At 71.1% G+C, this 18,883-nt stretch carries 14 protein-coding genes; 11 read left to right on the top strand and 3 right to left on the bottom strand.

What is annotated here, in order from left to right; genetic code table 11:
• Window positions 1-74: 74 nt before the first annotated feature.
• Together OO60_RS32875 and OO60_RS32870 are read right to left on the bottom strand one after the other, a co-directional pair.
• Complete coding sequence (locus OO60_RS32875; protein WP_003097491.1) at window positions 75-659, bottom strand: acetoacetate decarboxylase family protein; 585 nt, start codon at window positions 657-659, stop codon at window positions 75-77.
• Window positions 656-1,495 carry an enoyl-CoA hydratase-related protein gene (locus tag OO60_RS32870; protein ID WP_003097493.1) on the bottom strand — a complete coding sequence of 280 codons (840 nt, stop codon included), beginning with the start codon at window positions 1,493-1,495 and terminating at the stop codon, window positions 656-658. The genes OO60_RS32875 and OO60_RS32870 overlap by 4 nt, the downstream gene beginning before the upstream one ends.
• A 775-nt stretch (window positions 1,496-2,270) precedes the next feature.
• Between OO60_RS32870 and OO60_RS32860 the strand changes: the two genes are divergently transcribed.
• The 11 genes from OO60_RS32860 to OO60_RS32810 all read left to right on the top strand — a co-directional run bounded on the left by OO60_RS32860 (window position 2,271) and on the right by OO60_RS32810 (window position 17,654).
• Window positions 2,271-5,357 (top strand): NACHT domain-containing protein, encoded by a 3,087-nt coding sequence (locus tag OO60_RS32860; RefSeq protein WP_003097499.1) that lies wholly within the window; start codon window positions 2,271-2,273, stop codon window positions 5,355-5,357.
• 115 nt (window positions 5,358-5,472) lie between these two features.
• Window positions 5,473-6,264, top strand: coding sequence for a TIGR03084 family metal-binding protein (locus OO60_RS32855; protein WP_003097500.1), 792 nt, complete (start codon window positions 5,473-5,475; stop codon window positions 6,262-6,264).
• Window positions 6,261-7,949 carry an acyclic terpene utilization AtuA family protein gene (locus OO60_RS32850; protein ID WP_003097501.1) on the top strand — a complete coding sequence of 563 codons (1,689 nt, stop codon included), beginning with the start codon at window positions 6,261-6,263 and terminating at the stop codon, window positions 7,947-7,949. The genes OO60_RS32855 and OO60_RS32850 overlap by 4 nt, the downstream gene beginning before the upstream one ends.
• Window positions 7,946-9,094, top strand: a complete 1,149-nt coding sequence (locus OO60_RS32845; protein WP_003097502.1) for an acyl-CoA dehydrogenase family protein — start codon at window positions 7,946-7,948, stop codon at window positions 9,092-9,094. Before OO60_RS32850 ends, OO60_RS32845 begins: the two co-directional genes overlap by 4 nt.
• Entirely contained in the window at window positions 9,091-10,689 is a 1,599-nt protein-coding gene (locus tag OO60_RS32840; RefSeq protein ID WP_003097503.1) for an acyl-CoA carboxylase subunit beta, read from the top strand. Before OO60_RS32845 ends, OO60_RS32840 begins: the two co-directional genes overlap by 4 nt.
• Before the next feature lie 7 nt (window positions 10,690-10,696).
• Complete coding sequence (locus tag OO60_RS32835) at window positions 10,697-12,646, top strand: acetyl/propionyl/methylcrotonyl-CoA carboxylase subunit alpha (RefSeq protein WP_003097504.1); 1,950 nt, start codon at window positions 10,697-10,699, stop codon at window positions 12,644-12,646.
• A complete protein-coding gene (locus OO60_RS32830) occupies window positions 12,643-13,809 on the top strand; it encodes an acyl-CoA dehydrogenase family protein (protein WP_081655924.1) in 1,167 nt (388 codons plus the stop codon). The genes OO60_RS32835 and OO60_RS32830 overlap by 4 nt, the downstream gene beginning before the upstream one ends.
• Window positions 13,809-14,405, top strand: a complete 597-nt coding sequence (locus tag OO60_RS32825; protein ID WP_003097506.1) for a TetR/AcrR family transcriptional regulator — start codon at window positions 13,809-13,811, stop codon at window positions 14,403-14,405. Before OO60_RS32830 ends, OO60_RS32825 begins: the two co-directional genes overlap by 1 nt.
• A gap of 382 nt (window positions 14,406-14,787) precedes the next feature.
• Window positions 14,788-15,045, top strand: a complete 258-nt coding sequence (locus tag OO60_RS32820; RefSeq protein WP_033262794.1) for a hypothetical protein — start codon at window positions 14,788-14,790, stop codon at window positions 15,043-15,045.
• 75 nt (window positions 15,046-15,120) lie between these two features.
• Window positions 15,121-16,902, top strand: coding sequence for a murein biosynthesis integral membrane protein MurJ (gene murJ / locus OO60_RS32815; protein ID WP_240490756.1), 1,782 nt, complete (start codon window positions 15,121-15,123; stop codon window positions 16,900-16,902).
• Between the two features lie 260 nt (window positions 16,903-17,162).
• Window positions 17,163-17,654, top strand: coding sequence for a hypothetical protein (locus OO60_RS32810; protein ID WP_003097509.1), 492 nt, complete (start codon window positions 17,163-17,165; stop codon window positions 17,652-17,654).
• 70 nt (window positions 17,655-17,724) lie between these two features.
• Here OO60_RS32810 and OO60_RS32805 read toward each other — a convergent pair whose 3' ends face one another.
• Window positions 17,725-18,684, bottom strand: a complete 960-nt coding sequence (locus OO60_RS32805) for a chitinase (RefSeq protein WP_205624223.1) — start codon at window positions 18,682-18,684, stop codon at window positions 17,725-17,727.
• Window positions 18,685-18,883 lie beyond the last annotated feature (199 nt).

Here is an 18,883-nt window from a genome sequence, read left to right as displayed (position 1 = left end):
TGTGCGCGCGGGACCCCAGATGGCGTGTCGTGAGTTCACTCTGGCGGGGTGGTGTGATCACCCAGAGGTGCTGCTCAGGCCCCGAACCGCAGGTCGGTGCCGGGCAGGGAGAGGCTCAGGAACGGCCGGCGGCCGGCCAGGTAGCCGAGCGGGCCGCGGGCGTTGATCGTCCAGTCGGCCGCGGCGAGCCCGGGCCGGATCTTCGCGCCGACCGGCGTCCGCACGGGGGTGCCGCCGCGGTCCTGGAGGACGTCGAACCGGCTGGGAAGGGCGAGCGGCGAGCCCGGCCGAGGGGTGAAGGCCGCGGTGGCGATCCAGTCGTCGCCGGTGGCCGCGGTGCAGGTGCGGTCGGTGAACTGGAGGGCGGCGAGGTCCTTCGGGATGGCCCACAGCTCGCGGCCGCCGGCGAGGGAGACTTCGGAGTCGACCCAGATCTGCGTGATGGTGCAGGTGGTCCGCTTGCCGCGCACCGGGACGGCGGCGAGCAGCTCGTGGTAGCTGAGCTGCCCGGGCTCGCGGTAGGCGATCCAGGCGGTGAAGACACTGGTGTACCCGGCGACGGACAGGGCGCCCGGGTGCACGTCACGCGCGGGGACCCGCCAGATCGAGACGTGGGCGTCGGCGACCAGGGTCCAGGGCTGCGGCGGGTACGGGGTCATTTCTCCAGCCAGGGCAGGTAGTCGGGCAGGTCCTGCTCGACGCGCATGCCGAACGACGGCGGCCGTTTCTGCAGGAACGACAGGACGCCCTCGACGGCGTCCGGGTTGGTGCCGAGGCCGCCGATCAGCTTCGAGTCGAGCTCGTGCACCGGGAACGGCGAATCCGCGCTCGCCATCCGGTAGAGCAGCTGCCGGGTGACGGCGACCGACACCGGCGCGGTCTTCTCGACGATCTCCGCGGCGAGCTTGTGCGCTTCGTCCAGCACGGTCCCGGCCGGGAAAACGTGGTGCACCAGACCTTTTTCGAACGCTTCGGCCGCGTCGAAGACGCGCCCGCTGATCATCCAGTCGAGCGCGGTGCCCATCCCGACGAGCCGGGGGAGGAACCACGCGGAGGCGCCTTCGGGGTAGATGCCGCGCCGGGTGAAGACGAACCCGAACCGCGAATCCGCCGACGCGAGCCGGTAGTCGCAGGAGAGCGTGATGGTGAGCCCGCCCCCGACGGCGGCCCCGTGCAGGGCGGCGATCACGGGCTTGTGCATGGTGAAGATCCGCTTCGAGCACCGGCCGGCGGGCTCCTGCCACGCGGCATCCGGACCGGCGGCGGGATCGAAGTCGAAGCCGCCCTGGGAGAGATCGGCCCCGACGCAGAAGTCCCGGCCGGCACCGGTCAGCACGACCACGCGGACGTCCTCGTCCCGATCGGCGCGGTCCATGGCGGCGGCGAGCTCGTCGGCCATCCGGATGGTGTAGCCGTTGCGCGCCTCGGGCCGGTCGAGGGTGACCGTGGCAACCCGGTCCTCGACGGCGTAGGTGATCTCGGCGTAGTCGGCCATGCGACGAAGCTATTGCAGCCGGACGCTACTGGCAAGATGTCAATAGTGGCTCCGCGGGGATCGGCCTCACCGTCGTTCACGGCTGCGCTCCTTCCGGCGCGCGGGTGCCGGAAGTGGTTCCGCCTTGCCGACGTCCCGGGTGACACGGTCGCTCGCCGACGCCGAAGCACCGCCGGTCGCGGCGGCGCAGACCCGCGGGACGAACAGCGAAACAATTCGGAAGAGTGCTTCTCGGCCGCCGGTGAAGGCGAAGCGGATCACCGGGGTGCGCGCGGGGGAACCGGTTTCCGCGACGCGCGAGGACAATTCTCGGCGCGCGGCGGCGACGATTCCTCCTGCCGTCGGCTCGCCGTCAGTGTGGACCCGTTTGCGGCTGTGCATCAGTGCCTCCTCGGCCGTGTGCTCGTGGCGGAGGATCGTGCTTCGGTTTCCGGCGAGTTGGCCCGGAGTGCGGGTGGAGCGGGCGGTTCGTGGGCTACGCTGCACGCTTCTTCCGGCGGAAGAATCACCCGCTGCGGGCGAGGACGGGAGCGGGGAGGGAGCCATCGCTACACGGAGTGAGCGGCGGTTGTACGACGAGTTGCGCGCCCTCCGGGGCACGGCCGACGCCGCGCGTCGCAAGGCGGGTCTTCGTCCGCTGTCCCAGGACGAAACCGAACGGATCTTGCGCAGATCTCCGTATCTCGTCGCCGATTTCCGCGGCCAGCGGCTCAGTGACTGGCTGCCGGAGAATTTCGCCAAAGCCAAAACGCCATCGGCAGGCAGTTTGGCCGCGGTGTTCGCGCTCGTGCGGGTGTGGAGCGAACTGGCGGGGGTCACCGCTCCCGCGGAACGGTATTGGGCCGACCTGCTGGAGGCGGCCCAGCCCGGCCGATCCGCCAAGAGCCGGGCGCGGGGGGGACCCGAGCAGGCGGGCAGCCCCGCGCACGGCCTGATCGACGACTACGTCGCGGCGGCGGTCCGGGCGGCTCAAGAGCACCCCTACCCGGGCGTGCTGCCGGGGAACACGCCCCCGCTGACCGAGGTCTACGTGCGGCAGCGGGTCCGGCTCGAAGGGACCCGTGCGCGGTCGGCCGCTTCCGGGAAGCTGGTCGCCAGCCCGGTCACGGCCTTGGCCGGCGAGGCTGCTTCGTGGGCGTCCATGCCGCCGTCCCGGCGGGTGTCGGGCCGGATGTCCGCCGAGGAAATCATGGACAACGACCGCATCTGCGTGGTCGTCGGCGCACCCGGCGGGGGCAAGACCAGCCTCTTCCGCACCCATCTGATCCGGGCGGTGGAGGCGCGGCGGGCCGGCGAGCTCGAAACCTCGCTGCCGATCCTGGTGTCCGCGGCCGCCCTGGCGGGAAAACCGCTGGCGGCGGCCCTCGCGGAGGCGGCGACCGCCGAACTGAGCAGTTTCGGCCTCCTCGAGAAGCTGCCGGACGACCTGTTCACGAAGGGCCCGTACGAGGACGTGCCGTGGCTCGTCATGGTCGACGGACTCGACGAAATCACCGACCCGGCCGGCCGCCGCAACCTCCTGGCCGCCCTGGACGGGATCTCCGACGGCGGCCGGGGGCGGCAGTACCGGTTCGTCATCGCCACCCGGCCCCTGCCCGAGTGGGAGCTTTCCGTCCTCGGGGCGCAGGCCCCGGTGTACGAACTGGAGCCGTTCACCTGGTCGGACCTCAACCGGGTCTCCGCGGACTGGTTCCGGGTGCTCGGGCTGGCCGAGCCGGACCGGGTGGCCGAGCGGTTCGCCGGCGCGGTGCGGCGGACCAGGGTCTTCGGGCTGGCCCGGACCCCGTTGATGGCGGCGCTGCTCTGCCAGTTGCACGGGGCGAACCCGGACGCGCCGTTGCCGGCCAGCCGGGGAGAGATCTTCCGCAAGTACGTCGAGCAGCTGACGCGACGCATGCAGAGCGCGGACACGTCGGGTATCCAGGCCCAGGTCCGGGCCAGCTTGGCGCGCTACGGCGACGAGGCGCTGAGCGAAGGCTGGCGGACCCTCGAACGCCTGCCCGAGCTGATCTCCCGGTCCGCGGCGGAGATGCACGCCGGCAGCTCGGCGTCGATCCTGGACATCGTCTCCGGGCTGCCGGGCGCCGAGTGCCCCAAACGAGTCCCGCCGACCGTCTGGCGCGAGTACCTGCAAAGCCTGCTGCAGCGCAGTGGCCTGGTGATCCTCCGCGGCGGTGAACTGTCCTTCTTCCACCAGACCGTCGGGGAGTTCCTGGCGGCCACCCACGCAACGCGCTCGGCGCCGGCCTGCCTGGAGTCGCTGGCTGCGCTCTTCGGGCGAAGACGTCGCACCACCTTCGCCGAACGGATCCTCAACCGCCGGGTGCCGCCGCCACCGGAGGTCGACACCTCGTTCACGGGCTTCGTCCTCGACCAGTGCGGCGGCGTGCCGGACGCGGTCGTCGACCACCTGCTCCGCCTGGTGAGCTTCGGCGGCTTGGCCGGGTGCGGTTTCATCGCCGTGCTGCTCCGCCTCGGAACCAATGTCCCGCGAGACGTCGTGCAGGCGATGGCGCGGAAGCTCGCCGACCTGGTCCGGAGCCTGGGCGGCCCGGTGGGTTCCGCACCTTCACGTCGTACTCGCGGAGTCGTGCGGGGCGATCGGGAGCGGTTCGAGAACGCCTTCCTGGCCCTCCGCCTCCTGGCCGCCGCCGGGGCGGAGAACGCGATCGACCGGCTGCGCTCGATCGCCCGCGACGACGATCTCCACCCCGCCGTCCGGGCCCGGGCGGCCGAAGCGGTCATCGACGTCGACGTCGACGCCTCCGCCGCGGTCGGGTTGCTGGACGAGCTGGCGAGGAACAAGTCGATCGGCTCGCGGATGCGGGCCACCCTCGCGGCACGGGTCGGGTCGCTGGACCCGGGTCACGTGTCCCGCCTGCTCGTCGACCTCGCCCGCGACGCCACGCTGGCCGGGCGCGAACGAGTCGCGTCGGTCATGATCCTCCGCGAGCACGACGCGGCGCTGGCGTCCGAGCTGTTCGCCGAGCTCGCCCTGGACCCCGGGGTGAACGGGTACTCGCGGGTCCGGTCCGCCGGTGTCCTCGCCGGTGCGGGTGAGGCACGCGGGAGCGAGTTGCTCGGCGGCCTGGCCCGAGCCGCCGACGTCCCGGTCTACGTGCGCGAGGAGGCGGTCCGCGCGCTGGTCAGGCACGGTGGTTCCCAAGCCGAGAGCGTGCTGTCGAAACTGGCGTCGGACCTCTCGGTCGATCCGCACGTGGGCATCCGCGCGGCCGGTGCGCTGGCCGAACGCGGGGACACCGACGCGTTGCGGGACCTCGAACGCATCGCGACGCAGCGCGCGAGTGACCACAACGTGCGCATCGGCGCGGTCGAGATGCTGGCCGCCATGGAGGCGTACCACCCGATGGACCTGCTCGATGCGCTCGTCCGGGACACGACGCTCGACGACGACGGCAGGCTGCGGGTCCTCGAAATCATGCTCCAGGTCGGCGGCCGCCGCGGTGCCGAGGCGGTGACGGCGCTGGTCGGCGACCACTCCCTCGGTGATCGGGCCCGGGTCTTCGCGGCCGGCTTGCAGGGAACGATCGACAAGCCCGCTGGGGTCCGCCTCCTCCTCGGGTTCATCGGCGACCGGGGTGTGACGGGAGTGGCCCGGGTCGACGCGGCCGAGCTGCTCGCCAACCTCATGCTCGGCGAATACACGCGGCTGTCGGGCGCGATGGACGTCCGGACGTCCACGTCGGACGACTTCCGGGTGGATCCCGTCGGCAACATCGACCTGGATCGGATGACGATCATCGATCTGATCGACGACCTGAGCCGGGATCGGAGCGTCTCGAAAACCGACCGCGGGCGGGCGATCGCGGTGCTCCGCCGCTTCTACCTGTGGCGGTACTAGCACCGGGACCACGACAGTGCGTGACACCGTCCGCGGTGACCGCAAAACAATCAGGCGTGCTTGATTTTTCCGGCCGCCGATGCCACGCTGGCCGCAGGACGCAAGGAGGCGGGCGATGGCGGACCTCGGCGTGATCCTCGGGGATCTCGACGCGGAGACACGGACGATCGACGAGGTGGTTGCGGCGCTGCCCGCGGCCGGTTGGGTGCGCGCGACGCCCGCCGAGGGGTGGACGATCGCGCACCAGATCGCCCACCTGGCCTGGACCGACCGGAAGGCGCTGATCGCGGCTGCGCATCCGGAGGACTGGCAGGCCGAGGTCGAAGAGCTGCTCAAAACCGGGGAGACCTACGTCGACGACGGGGCCGAGGCCGGGGCGCAGCGGCCGCCGCGGGAGATCCTCGAAGACTGGCGTGAAGGGCGCAGGCTGCTGGCCGAAGCGCTGGCGGCGGTGCCGGACGGGCAGAAGCTGCCCTGGTACGGGCCGCCGATGAGCGCCGCCTCGATGGCCACCGCGCGGATGATGGAAACCTGGGCGCACGGGCAGGACGTCTTCGACGCGCTCGGGCTCACCCGCGAGCCGACCGCGCGGCTGTGGCACATCGCCCGCTTCGGCACCCGGACCCGCGACTTCGCCTACAAGGTGCACTCGCTCGCGCCGCCGGCCGGGGAGTTCCGGGTCGAACTGACCGCGCCCGACGGCTCCACCTGGGCGTTCGGGCCCGAGGACGCCGAGCAGAAGCTGACCGGTACCGCGCTGGACTTCTGCCTCGTCGTCACCCAGCGGCGGCACCCCGCCGACACCGGGCTCGTCGCCCACGGCGCCGACGTCGAGGAATGGCTCGGCATCGCGCAGGCCTTCGCCGGGCCGCCCGGGAACGGCCGGAAGCCGGGGCAGTTCGCATGACCTACCGCATCGGCAACGCCTCGGGCTTCTACGGCGACCGGTTCTCCGCCGTCCGCGAGATGCTCACCGGCGGGCCCCTCGACGTCCTGACCGGCGACTACCTGGCCGAGCTGACCATGCTCATCCTCGGCCGCGACCGGATGAAGGACGCCAGCCGCGGCTACGCCAAGACCTTCCTGCGCCAGATGGAGGAGAACCTCGGCCTGGCGCGGGAAAAGGGCGTCAAGATCGTCGCCAACGCGGGCGGGCTCAACCCCGCCGGGCTCGCGGACGCGCTGCGGGAGCTGGCCGCCGAGCTCGGCCTCGACGTCAAGATCGCGCACGTCGAAGGCGACGACCTCGTTGCGCGCGCGGACGAGCTGGACCTCGGGAAACCGTTGACCGCCAACGCTTACCTCGGGGCCTGGGGCATCGCCGAGTGCCTGAACGCGGGCGCCGACGTCGTCGTCACCGGCCGCGTCACCGACGCCTCCGTCATCGTCGGCCCGGCCGCCGCGCACTACGGCTGGGCCCGCGACGACTTCGACGCCCTTGCCGGCGCGGTCGCCGCCGGGCACGTCATCGAATGCGGTGCCCAGGCCACCGGCGGCAACTACGCCTTCTTCACCGAGCACACCCTCGGCGTGCCCGGGTTCCCGATCGCCGAGATCGAGGCCGACGGCTCCAGCGTCATCACCAAGCACCCGGGCACCGGTGGCGTGGTGAACGTCGGCACGGTCACCGCGCAGCTGCTGTACGAGATCACCGGCGCGCGGTACGCCGGACCGGACGTCACCACCCGGTTCGACACGCTGTCACTGAGCCAGGACGGACCCGACCGCGTCCGCATCTCCGGCGTCCGCGGGGAAGCGCCGCCGCCGACGCTGAAGGTCGCCCTGAACACCCTCGGTGGCTTCCGCAACGAGACCACGTTCGTCCTCACCGGACTCGACATCGAGGCGAAAGCCGCTCTGGTCAAGGACCAGCTCGAAGCGTCCATGAAGGACCGGCCGCCCGCCGGCGTCCGGTGGACCCTCGCCCGCACCGACCACGCCGACGCCGACACCGAGCAGACCGCGAGCGCCCTGCTGCACGTCGCCGTCAAGGACGCCGATCCGAAGGTCGCCGGGCGCGCGTTCACCGGTGCCGCCGTCGAACTGGCGTTGGCCAGCTACCCCGGCTTCCACGTGACGGCGCCGCCGTCCGACGCCTCGCCGTACGGGGTCTACACCGCGGCCTACGTGGCCGCGGAGAAGGTGCCGCACGTGGCCGTCCTGCCGGACGGGATGCGTGTCGACATAGCGCCCTCGGTGTCCACTCGGGACCTGTCCGAAGTGGATGAACCGGCGCTGCCCGAACCCCTCGACCACGGGCCGGTGCGGCGGGTGCCGCTGGGCACGATCGCCGGGGCCCGCAGCGGCGACAAGGGCGGCAACGCCAACGTCGGCGTCTGGGTGCGGTCGGAGGCAGCCTGGCGGTGGCTGGTGCACCGGCTCACCGTCGCGGAGGTCAAGCTGCTGCTGCCCGAGACCGCCGGCCTGCCGGTCACCCGGTACCTGCTGCCGAACCTGCGGGCGATGAACTTCGTCGTCGAGGGCATCCTCGGCGAAGGCGTCGCGTCGCAGGCGCGGTTCGACCCGCAGGCCAAGGCCCTCGGCGAGTGGCTGCGGTCGCGCACGATCGACGTCCCGGAGGTCCTGCTGTGACCGACCCCTTCCGGACGCCCGAACGGGCCGAGCTGCGCAAGACCGTGCGGAAGTTCGTCGAGCAGGAGGTCCTGCCGCACCTCGACGACTGGGAGCGCGCCGGCGAGCTGCCGCGTGAGCTGCACCGGAAGGCCGGGGAACTCGGGCTGCTCGGCGTGGCCTTCCCCGAGGAGGTCGGCGGGGGCGACGGCAACTACCTGGACGCCCTGGTCGTCGCCGAGGAAATGCACTACGCGGGCGGCTCCGGCGGCCTGTTCGCGTCCCTGTTCACCTGCGGCATCGCCGTCCCGCACATCGCCGAAGCGGGTGACCCGGTCCAGCTCGAGCGCTGGGTGCGGCCCACCCTCGAAGGGGCCAAGATCGGCTCGCTGGCGGTCACCGAGCCGGACGGCGGCTCCGACGTCGCCGGGATCCGGACCACCGCCGTCCGCGAGGGCGACGAATACGTCATCAACGGCGCCAAGACGTTCATCACCTCCGGCTGCCGCGCCGACTTCGTCACGACCGTCGTGCGGACCGGTGGCGACGGTGCCCACGGGCTCTCGCTGATCGTCGTCGAACGCGGGACACCGGGATTCACCGTGAGCCGCAAGCTCGACAAGATGGGCTGGCTCTGCTCCGACACCGCCGAACTGTCCTACGTGGACGTCCGGGTGCCGGTGGAGAACCTGGTCGGGGCCGAGAACAGCGGGTTCGCGCAGGTGGCCACCCAGTTCGTCACCGAACGGCTTTCCCTGGCCGTGCAGGCGTACGCGCACGCCCAGCGGGCGCTCGACCTGACGCTGGACTGGTGCCGGCTGCGGGAGACGTTCGGCCGCCCGCTCATCTCGCGGCAGGTCGTGCAGCACAAGCTCACCGAGATGGCGCGCAAGACCGACGTCGCCCGCACCTACACCCGGCAGGCCGCGATCCGGCACGTCTCGGGCGAAGAGGTCATCGCCGAAGCCTGTTTCGCCAAGAACACCGCCGTCGAGGCCGCCGAATGGGTGGTCAGCGAAGCCGTCCAGCTGCACGGCGGGCTCGGCTACATGCGCGAGTCCGAAGTGGAGCGCCACTACCGCGACGTCCGGATCCTCGGCATCGGCGGCGGCACCACCGAGATCCTCACCGGCCTGGCCGCGAAGCGATTGGGATACACCTCGTGACTACCTTGAGGTCCACAGTGGACACGCGGGCCGCCGAGTTCGGCGCGAACCGCGAGGCGATGCTGGAGAAGCTCGCCGAGATCGACGCCGAGCACGCCAAGGCCGTCGCGGGCGGCGGCGAGAAGTACGTCGAACGCCACCGCAAGCGCGGCAAGCTCCTCGCGCGGGAACGCATCGAGCTGCTGCTCGACGAGGACTCGCCGTTCCTGGAGCTGTCGCCGCTGGCCGCCTGGGGCACCGACTACCGCGTCGGCGCCAGCCTGGTCACCGGGATCGGCGTCGTCGAAGGCGTCGAGTGCCTGATCTCGGCCAGCGACCCGACGGTCAAGGGCGGCGCGAGCAACCCGTGGACGACCAAGAAGAGCTTCCGCGCCGCGGACATCGCCGCGCAGAACCGGCTGCCGTCGATCAACCTCGTCGAATCCGGCGGCGCCGACCTGCCGACGCAGAAGGAGATCTTCATCCCGGGCGGCCGGATCTTCCGCGACATCACGCGAGCTTCGGCCGCAGGCTGCCCGACGATCGCGCTGGTCTTCGGCAACTCCACCGCGGGCGGGGCGTACCTGCCGGGCATGTCGGACTACGTCGTGATGGTCAAGGAACGCGCGAAGGTGTTCCTCGGCGGCCCGCCACTGGTCAAGATGGCCACCGGCGAGGAGTCCGACGACGAGTCGCTCGGCGGCGCCGAGATGCACGCCCGGACCTCGGGCCTGGCCGACTACCTGGCGGCCGACGAGCAGGACGCGATCCGCCTCGGCCGCAACATCGTCAAGCGGCTCAACTGGACCAAGCAGGGCCCGACGCCGAAGCCGGACTACGCCGAGCCGCTGTACGACACCGAGGACCTGCTCGGCATCGTCCCGACCGACCTCAAGGTGCCCTTCGACCCGCGCGAGGTCATCGCCCGTGTCGTCGACGGCTCCGACTTCGACGAGTTCAAGCCGCTCTACGGCTCGTCGCTGGTGACCGGCTGGGCGAGCATCCACGGCTACCCGGTCGGCGTGCTCGCCAACGCCCAGGGCGTGCTGTTCGGCGAGGAGTCGCAGAAGGCCGCGCAGTTCATCCAGCTGGCCAACCAGATCCACACGCCGCTGGTGTTCCTGCACAACACGACCGGCTACATGGTCGGCAAGGAGTACGAGCAGAGCGGGATCATCAAGCACGGCGCGATGATGATCAACGCCGTGTCGAACTCGAAGGTGCCGCACCTGTCCGTCCTGATGGGAGCGTCCTACGGCGCCGGGCACTACGGCATGTGCGGCCGCGCCTACGATCCGCGGTTCCTGTTCGCGTGGCCGAGCGCGAAGTCCGCGGTGATGGGCCCGGCGCAGCTGGCCGGCGTGCTGTCCATCGTGGCCCGCGCGGCGGCCGAAAGCCGGGGCCAGGAGTACAACGAGGAGCACGACAAGGCCATGCGCGCCATGGTGGAGGGGCAGATCGAGGCCGAGTCGATGCCGATGTTCCTCTCCGGCATGCTCTACGACGACGGCATCATCGACCCGCGCGACACCCGCACCGTGCTGGGCCTGAGCCTGTCCGCGATCCACAATGGACCAGTGAAGGGCGCCGAGGGCTTCGGCGTCTTCCGGATGTGAGCGAGCGATGATCCAGAACCTGCTGGTCGCCAACCGCGGCGAGATCGCCCGCCGCGTCTTCCGCACCTGCCGCGACGCCGGGATCGGCACGGTCGCGGTGTTCTCCGACGCCGATGCCGCCGCCCCGCACGCGCTGGCGGCGGACACGGCCGTCCGGCTGCCCGGCAACGCGCCATCCGAGACGTACCTGCGGGCCGAGCTACTGGTCAAGGCCGCGGCCGAGACCGGCGCCGACGCCGTCCACCCGGGCTACGGCTTCCTGTCCGAGAACGCCGCCTTCGCCCGGGCCGTCCTCGACGCCGGGCTGACCTGGGTCGGGCCGCCGCCGGAAGCCATCGAGACCATGGGCTCCAAAGTGGAGTCCAAGCGGCTGATGGCTGCCGCGGGGGTGCCGGTGCTGTCCGAACTGGACCCGGCGTCGGTGACCTCCGATGACCTGCCGCTGCTGGTCAAGGCATCCGCCGGTGGTGGTGGCCGCGGCATGCGGGTGGTGCGGGAACTGTCCGAACTCGCCGAGGCCGTGGAAAGCGCCAAGGCGGAGGCCGGATCGGCGTTCGGCGACCCGACCGTCTTCTGCGAGCGGTATCTGGAAACCGGGCGCCACATCGAGGTCCAGGTCCTCGCCGACCGGCACGGCACGGTGTGGGCGGTGGGGGAGCGGGAGTGCTCCATCCAGCGCCGCCACCAGAAGGTCGTCGAGGAAGCGCCGTCGCCGTTCGTCGACGCGGCGATGCGCGAGGAGCTGTTCGACGCCGCGCGCAAAGCGGCCAAGGCGATCGACTACGTCGGCGCCGGCACGGTCGAATTCCTCGCCGGGCCCGACGGCCGGTTCTACTTCCTGGAGATGAACACCCGGCTGCAGGTCGAGCACCCGGTCACCGAGAACGTCACCGGCCTCGACCTCGTCGCGCTGCAGCTGCGGATCGCCGAGGGCGAGCGGCTCCCGGCCGACCCGCCGCCGACGGTGGGCCACGCCATCGAAGTCCGGCTCTACGCCGAAGACCCGGCCGCGAACTGGCAGCCCCAGAGCGGCACGCTGCACACGTTCGAAGTGCCCGATGTGGACCGTTCGTTCGAGCACGGACCCGGTCTCCGGCTCGACTCCGGATTCGAAACCGGTTCGGTGGTCGGCGTGCACTACGACCCGATGCTCGCCAAGGTGATCACCTGGGCGCCGACCCGGGCCGAGGCGGCCCGGCGGCTCGCGAAGGCACTGGCGGCGTCGAAGATCCACGGCGTCGTGACCAACCGCGACCTCCTGGTCACCATCCTGCGCCACGAAGCGTTCCTGGCGGGGGAGACCGACACGGCGTTCTTCGACCGCCACGGCCTGGACACGCTCGCCGCGCCGCTGGCCACGCCCGGCACCGAGCGGCTGTCCGCGCTCGCCGCGGCACTGGCGGAAGCGGCGGCCAACCGGGCGCGAGCGACCACGCAGGCCCGGTTGCCCAGCGGCTGGCGCAACGTCCGCTCGGCCGGGCAGCGCAAGGTCTTCACCGTGGCCGGCCGCGAGCACGAGGTGGTCTACTCGCTGACCCGCGATGGCCTCCGGGCGGAGGGCTTCGAAGTGGAGCTGGTGTCGAACGAGCCCGGCCGGGTCGTGCTCGACGTCGCCGGGGTGCGGCGCACGTTCGACGTCGCCCGCCACGACGGTGTGTCCTATGTGGACTCCGCGCTCGGCTCGGTGGCACTCGAGGCCGCGCCGCGGTTCGCCGACCCGGACGCGGCGCTCGCGGCGGGCTCGCTGGTCGCGCCGATGCCGGGCACGGTCGTCCGGCTCGCCGTCCAGGCCGGAGATCCGGTCAAGGCGGGCGACCCGTTGCTGTGGCTCGAGGCGATGAAGATGGAACACCGGATCGCCGCGCCCGCCGACGGCGTGGTGGCGGAACTGCCGGTGACGGTGGGACAGCAGGTCGAAGTGGGCACGATCCTCGCGGTGGTGGGAGAAGCAGAATGAACGCGATGAACTTCATCGAGCCGGAGGAGCGGATCGCGCTTCGCAAGGCCGTGGCCGAACTCGGCGCCAAGTACGGGCACGAGTACTACGCCCGCAAGGCCCGCGCGGACGAGAAGACGCACGAACTCTGGGACGAAGCCGGGCGCCTGGGCTACCTCGGCGTCAACATCCCCGAGGAGTACGGCGGTGGCGGCGCGGGCATCGCCGACCTCGCGGCCGTCCTCGAGGAACTGGCCGCCGCGGGTTCACCGCTGCTGCTCATGGTGGTCTCGCCGGCCATCTGCGGCACCGTGATCTCCCGCTTCGGCACCGAAGAGCAGAAGAAGCAGTGGCTGCCCGGCATCGCCGACGGCACCAAGCGGATGGTGTTCGCGATCACCGAGCCGGACGCCGGCTCCAACTCGCACAAGATCACCACCACCGCCAAGCGCGACGGCGACGGCTGGGTCCTCAGTGGACGCAAGGTCTACATCTCCGGCGTCGACGAGGCCGACGCGGTCCTCGTGGTGGGCCGCACCGAGGACGCGAAGACCGGCCGGCTCAAGCCCGCGCTGTTCATCCTGCCGACCGGCACCGAGGGCTTCGAGTACACGAAGATCCCGATGGACATCGTGGCGCCGGAGAACCAGTTCTCGCTGTTCCTCGACGACGTCAAGCTCCCGGCCGAGGCACTGGTCGGCGAGGAGGACGCGGCCATCGCGCAGCTGTTCGCGGGCCTCAACCCGGAACGCATCATGGGCGCGTCGTTCTCCCTGGGCATCGCGCGGTACGCACTGGCGAAGGCGGTCGGCTACGCCAACCAGCGGCAGGTCTGGGGCGCCCCGATCGGCGCCCACCAGGGTCTCGCGCACCCCCTGGCGGAGATCAAGATCGAGCTGGAACTGGCCAAGCTGATGACGCAGAAGGCCGCGTCCCTCTACGACTCCGGCGACGACTTCGGCGCGGGCGAGTCGGCCAACATGGCCAAGTACGCCGCAGCCGAGGTAGCAATCCGGGCAACCGACCAGGCGGTACAGACCCACGGCGGCAACGGCCTGGCCACCGAATACGGCCTGGGCACCCTGGTCACGGCGGTGCGGCTCGGCCGGATCGCCCCGGTGAGCCGCGAAATGGTGCTCAACTTCGTCGGCCAGCACAGCCTCGGCCTCCCGAAGTCGTACTAGTGACCGGAATCCGCGAACCCCAGCAGGAACGCAGCCGCACCACGCGGCGGCGCCTGGTCGAAGCCGCGCTCGACAGTTTCGGCGAGCGCGGCTGGCACGGCGTGACGGTGGCCGGAATAGCCGAGCGGGCGGGCGTCTCCCGCGGCGCGGCCCAGCACCACTTCCCGGCCCGCGAGGACCTCGTGGTGGCGGCGGTCGACCTGCTGGGCGAGGCCCAGATCGACGAGCTACGCGCCCAGGCGGCCGACCTGCCGAGCGGCGCGTCCCGCATCGAGCGCGTGGTGGAGATGGTGCTGAACCTGTACACCGGCCCGCTGTTCCGAGCGGCCCTGCAACTGTGGTCGGTGGCGGCGACCGATGAGGCCCTCCGCGACGTACTGGTGCCCTTGGAGGCCCGAGTCGGCCGCGAGGCCCACCGAGTGACGGTGGAGCTGCTGGGCGTCGACGAGTCCCGCCCTGGCGTGCGCGAACTGGTCCAGGCCACCCTGGACCTGGCCCGAGGCCTGGGCCTGGCCAACCTCCTGACCGACGACACCCGCAGACGAAGCCAAATCGTCCGCGAGTGGGCCCGAACCCTGGAGCTCCGCCTCGGCTGAGCAACCAGCCAAAGGAGCGGCGAGGTCATCCCGTCGCCTGAGGCCGAAAAATCACTTTGAGCCAGGCCCGCAACCCACCAACGACCGCGAGACAGAAGCGCAACCTTGCGGGCCTGGCTCAAAGTGATAGGCCTCAATCAGGCGACGGGATGACCTCCCGCGGCCCCCACGAAAAGGCGAGCGCAAAGACGAAACCCAAGGTCATCCCAGAGCCTGCCCGTCCGGCGAGGACATCTTTTGCCCTAGAACCCGACCACAAGCCAAGCGACACCGAGACCGGACGGAACCCGACCCGCCCCCCAAACGTCATACTGCCGCAAGTAACACAATCGGCCCAACGGGCGAATAACCCGTTGTAGTGACGAACGAGAAAGGCAGTCCGGTGTCCGGTTCAGGAGTCGAGCTCACCCACCGCGCGATGGCGATGCTGAAGGCGGTGGCCGCGGGACGTGCGCAGATGTCCTGCAGCTGCGAGCCCGACCTCTTCATCGACGGATTCGCCTGTTGCGACCAGATGACCGCGCACGCCCTCGCCCACGGCGGCTACCTGCGGCCCGCCGTCGAAGGCGGCACCGGGCGCGTGGCCGCCGAGCTGACCGAGGCCGGCCGGGCCGCGCTGGCGATCACCGTCGCTGCCTGAGCGTCACGCAGCGTCGCGGGGTCGAACAGGTGTTCGGTCTCCCGTGCGTGCCCTTGACCTGGCAGTCTTGTCCCCATGGCGGAGCACCCACCACCGGTGGACGACGAGGCGACGGTCTTCCTGCCGAGCGAGCTGCGGGGCCCGCACTGGCCGACCCGTGACCTCGACGTCTCGCGGCGGCCCTACGACGAGTTCGCCGGCCAGATCGTCGCGCGGCCGCCCGCGTCGCCGGTCAGCGCCGGCCGCGGGGAAGGGGCCGGCTCGTCGCTGGCCCGCTCCAGTGGCCGGATGGCGGTCGCCTCCGCCGTCAGCCGGGTGACCGGGTTCGTCGCGAAACTGCTGCTGGCCGCCGTGGTCGGGACCGGGGTCGTCAACGACTCCTTCACCGTCGCGAACACGCTGCCGAACATCGTCTTCGAGCTGCTCTTCGGCGGCGTCCTGGCCAGTGTCGTGGTGCCGCTGCTGGTCCGTTCCCACGACGACCCGGACGGCGGCCGCGCCTACACGCAGCGGCTGATCACGATGGCGCTGGTGCTGCTCGTCGCCGGCACGGCCGTCGCGGTGGCGATCGCCCCGCTGTTCACCGCGCTCTACGTCGACAAATCGTCCCCGACCGCGAACCCCGGGCTGACCACCGCGCTGGCGTACCTGCTGCTGCCGCAGATCCTGTTCTACGGGCTGTTCGCGCTGCTTTCGGCCATCCTCAACGCGCAGAACGTCTTCGGCCCGCCGGCCTGGGCGCCGGTGCTGAACAACGTCGTCGTCACCGGCACGCTCGTGGTGTTCGCGCTGGTGCCGGGGGAGCTGACCCTCGATCCGGTCCGGATGAGCGACCCGAAGCTGCTCGTGCTCGGCCTCGGCACCACGCTCGGCATCGTCGCGCAAGCGCTCGTGCTGATCCCGGCGTTGCTGCGCACCGGGTTCCGGTTCCGCTGGCGCTGGGGCTTCGACCCGCGGATCAAGGAGTTCGGCGGGCTCGCCGCCTGGATCCTCGGCTACGTCGTGGTCAGCCACGTCGGGTTCGTCATCACCACCCGCGTGCTGACCGGCGGCAACAGCGGCGGCGTCACGGCCTACAGCTACGCGTCCCTGCTGTTCCAGCTGCCGTACGGCATCCTCGGCGTCTCGCTGCTGACGGCGCTGATGCCGCGGATGAGCCGCGCCGCCGCGGACGGCGACACGGTGTCCCTCGTCGGCGACCTCTCGCTCGCTTCCCGCATGTCGACGGTGCTGTTCGTGCCCATTTCGGCGGTGCTGGCCGTGGTCGGCACCCCGATCGGCATCGCCATCTTCACCTGGGGCCGCGGCACCCTGGACGACGCCGAACGGCTCGGTCAGACCCTGGCCGTCTCCGCGGTCGGGCTGCTGCCGTTCGCGCTGGTCATGCTGCAGCTGCGGGTGTTCTACGCGATGAAGGACGCCCGCACGCCCACGCTGATCATGCTGGTGATGACGGCGGTGAAGATCCCCCTGCTGCTGCTCTGCCGCGGCCTGCTCGACGGCGAGCACATCGTCTACGGCGTGATGCTGGTGAACGGCGCGGGGTTCGTGGTCGGCGCGGTCCTCGGCCAGGTGTGGCTGTGGGTCCGGCTCGGCCACCTGCGCAGCAAGCGGTCCCTGCGGGTCGGCCTGATCACGTTGTCGGTGAGCGGGCTCGGCGTGGTGGCGGCGGTGCTGGCGGGGTACGCGGTGCCGGCGTCGCTCGGGGTGATCCCGGGCGCGTGGGTGAAGCTGCCGGTGCAGGGGTTGCTGGGGATGGCGGTGCCGTTCGGGCTGCTGGCGGTGCTGAGGTTGCCGGAGTTCGCCCCGGTGACCCGCCGGGTGGCCGGCCTGCGGCGCCGCTTCGTGCCTCGCTGAGGTCGCACCGCCGGTTCGAACGTCGCGAATGACTCATTCGGGACGTCCGAGGTCCCGAATGAGTCATTCGCGGCAGTGGCGGCAGGGGGGTTGCCCGCTCGTTGACGGCTACGGCCGGGAGGGCGATCCGGTTGTCTCGGAACGGTAACGAGACCGCGGCGATCAGCGCGTTTACTTTTCCTGCAAGGGTTTCTACTATCCACCCGGATCAGGCCGCCGCGGGCGAGCGCGGCGGCGGGGGTATCAGGTGGAGGTCGTGCATGACGCGCAGTGCGCGCAGGCGGCGGGACCGGGTCACGGTCGACGAACTGCTCCGGCAGACCGGGGCGCGGCCGCGCAAACCCGGGTCGCGGGCCGCCGAGCTGGCCGCGCGCCGGGACACCGGGGGCGAACCCGGGCCGAGCGGGGCCGCGCGGATGGCGCTGGCTTCGGCGGTGATCGTCGTGCTCGGCGGGCTGGTGCTCGTGCTGGCCACGCGGTCGGATCCGGTGCCCGGGTCCACGCAGTTCCCGCAGCTGCAGCCGGCCAGCGCCGTGCCTTCGTCCTCGACCGTGCTGGCCGTGCCGACCGAAACGACCACGCCGTCCCCGGTCGTCATGCACGCGCGCAAAACGCCGACCCCGACGCCGACCGTGACGGTCGAGCTGCCGCCGCCGTCCCCGACGACGAGCGTGCGACCACCCACCTGGAGCCCGCCGCCGTGGAACTCCTACCCGTGCAACCCGTACTACTGCGGCGGCTGGGGGCACTGACCCGCGAAGGCCCCCTCACCGACCCCGATGCCGGTGAGAGGGCCTCCGACTGCCCCACTACGGGCCCGTGTCAGCCGGTGTAGCCGGCGACGACCTTGGTGAACGCGTACTTGTCCTGCGTGATGCCGCTGCATTCGCCGCCGCCGCTGCAGTCGCGGTTGGTGGCCCAGAACGTGAAGCGGGCCAGGTGGTGGCTCGCCGCGTAGCTGCGGATGGAATTGAAGTTCGCCACGGTGACCGTCTCGCCCGCGTTGTCGGTCTTGCCGTTCATCGAGGAGAGGCCGCTGTGCCGGTAGGCGGTGTCGTCGCTCCAGCCGAACGTGGTCTTGAGCTGGTTCTTCAGCCCGTCGACCGCGGACTTCGTGTGCGCGGCCATGTCGCCGCCGCTGGAGAAGTCGAACGGCATGACCGACCAGACGTCGACCGGGGCCCCGATCGCCTTGGCCTGGTTGATCAGGCGCTTGCCCCACGAGTCGGGGCCGGTCGTGGTGGTGCCGATGGTGATGACGACCTTCAGGTTCGGGTTCTTCTGCTTGGTCAGCTTGACCGCGTTGAGGATGCGGTCCTGGACCGTGTTGTTCTGGAACTCGTCGGTGTTCTCGATGTCGAGGTCGATCGCCTTGAGGCCGTAGGCGTCGATCACCTTCTGGTACGCGCCGGCCAGCGCCGACGCCGACGTGCACTTCGAGCCCAGCTTCGTGCCGGACCAGCCGCCGAAGGAGGGGATCACGTCCCCGCCCGCGTTGCGGATGTTCTGGATCATCGTCTTGTCCGAGCCGGTCAGCGAACGGCTGCCGTCCCACTTCGGGTTGCAGGAGCCGTCCGACAGCACGAACGCGAGCGTAAACGCTTTCACGCCGGTCGCGGACATCGCGGCGGTCGGGCTGGTCTGCCCGCCCCACTGGTAGAGGTACGGGGAGGCGAGCACCGGGTCGACCGCGGCCATGGCCTGCGGGGCGAGCCCGACCGTCGTCGCCACTGCGGCCGAAGCCGCGGCCGCGAAGGTGAGCAGACGGCGCACTGATTTCATGGGGGTCCTCCGAACGCGCAGGTGGAGCACCTCCGGTTTGAGGCGGCGGGATCAACCCGGGAGGAGTGCTGTGTGCCACCACACAATGGACTAGACCAATATTGCGTGTCAACCCTCCGTCGGTCGGAAAATGACCCACGGAGTCGTCCGGACCACCGATGTGAAATTCCCCTGAAGGCGGATCGACACCGGCCCGCAT

Source organism: Amycolatopsis vancoresmycina, assembly GCF_000716785.1.
GTDB classification, from domain to species: Bacteria; Actinomycetota; Actinomycetes; order Mycobacteriales; family Pseudonocardiaceae; genus Amycolatopsis; species Amycolatopsis vancoresmycina.
This window is presented reverse-complemented; position numbering and strand designations above follow the sequence as displayed.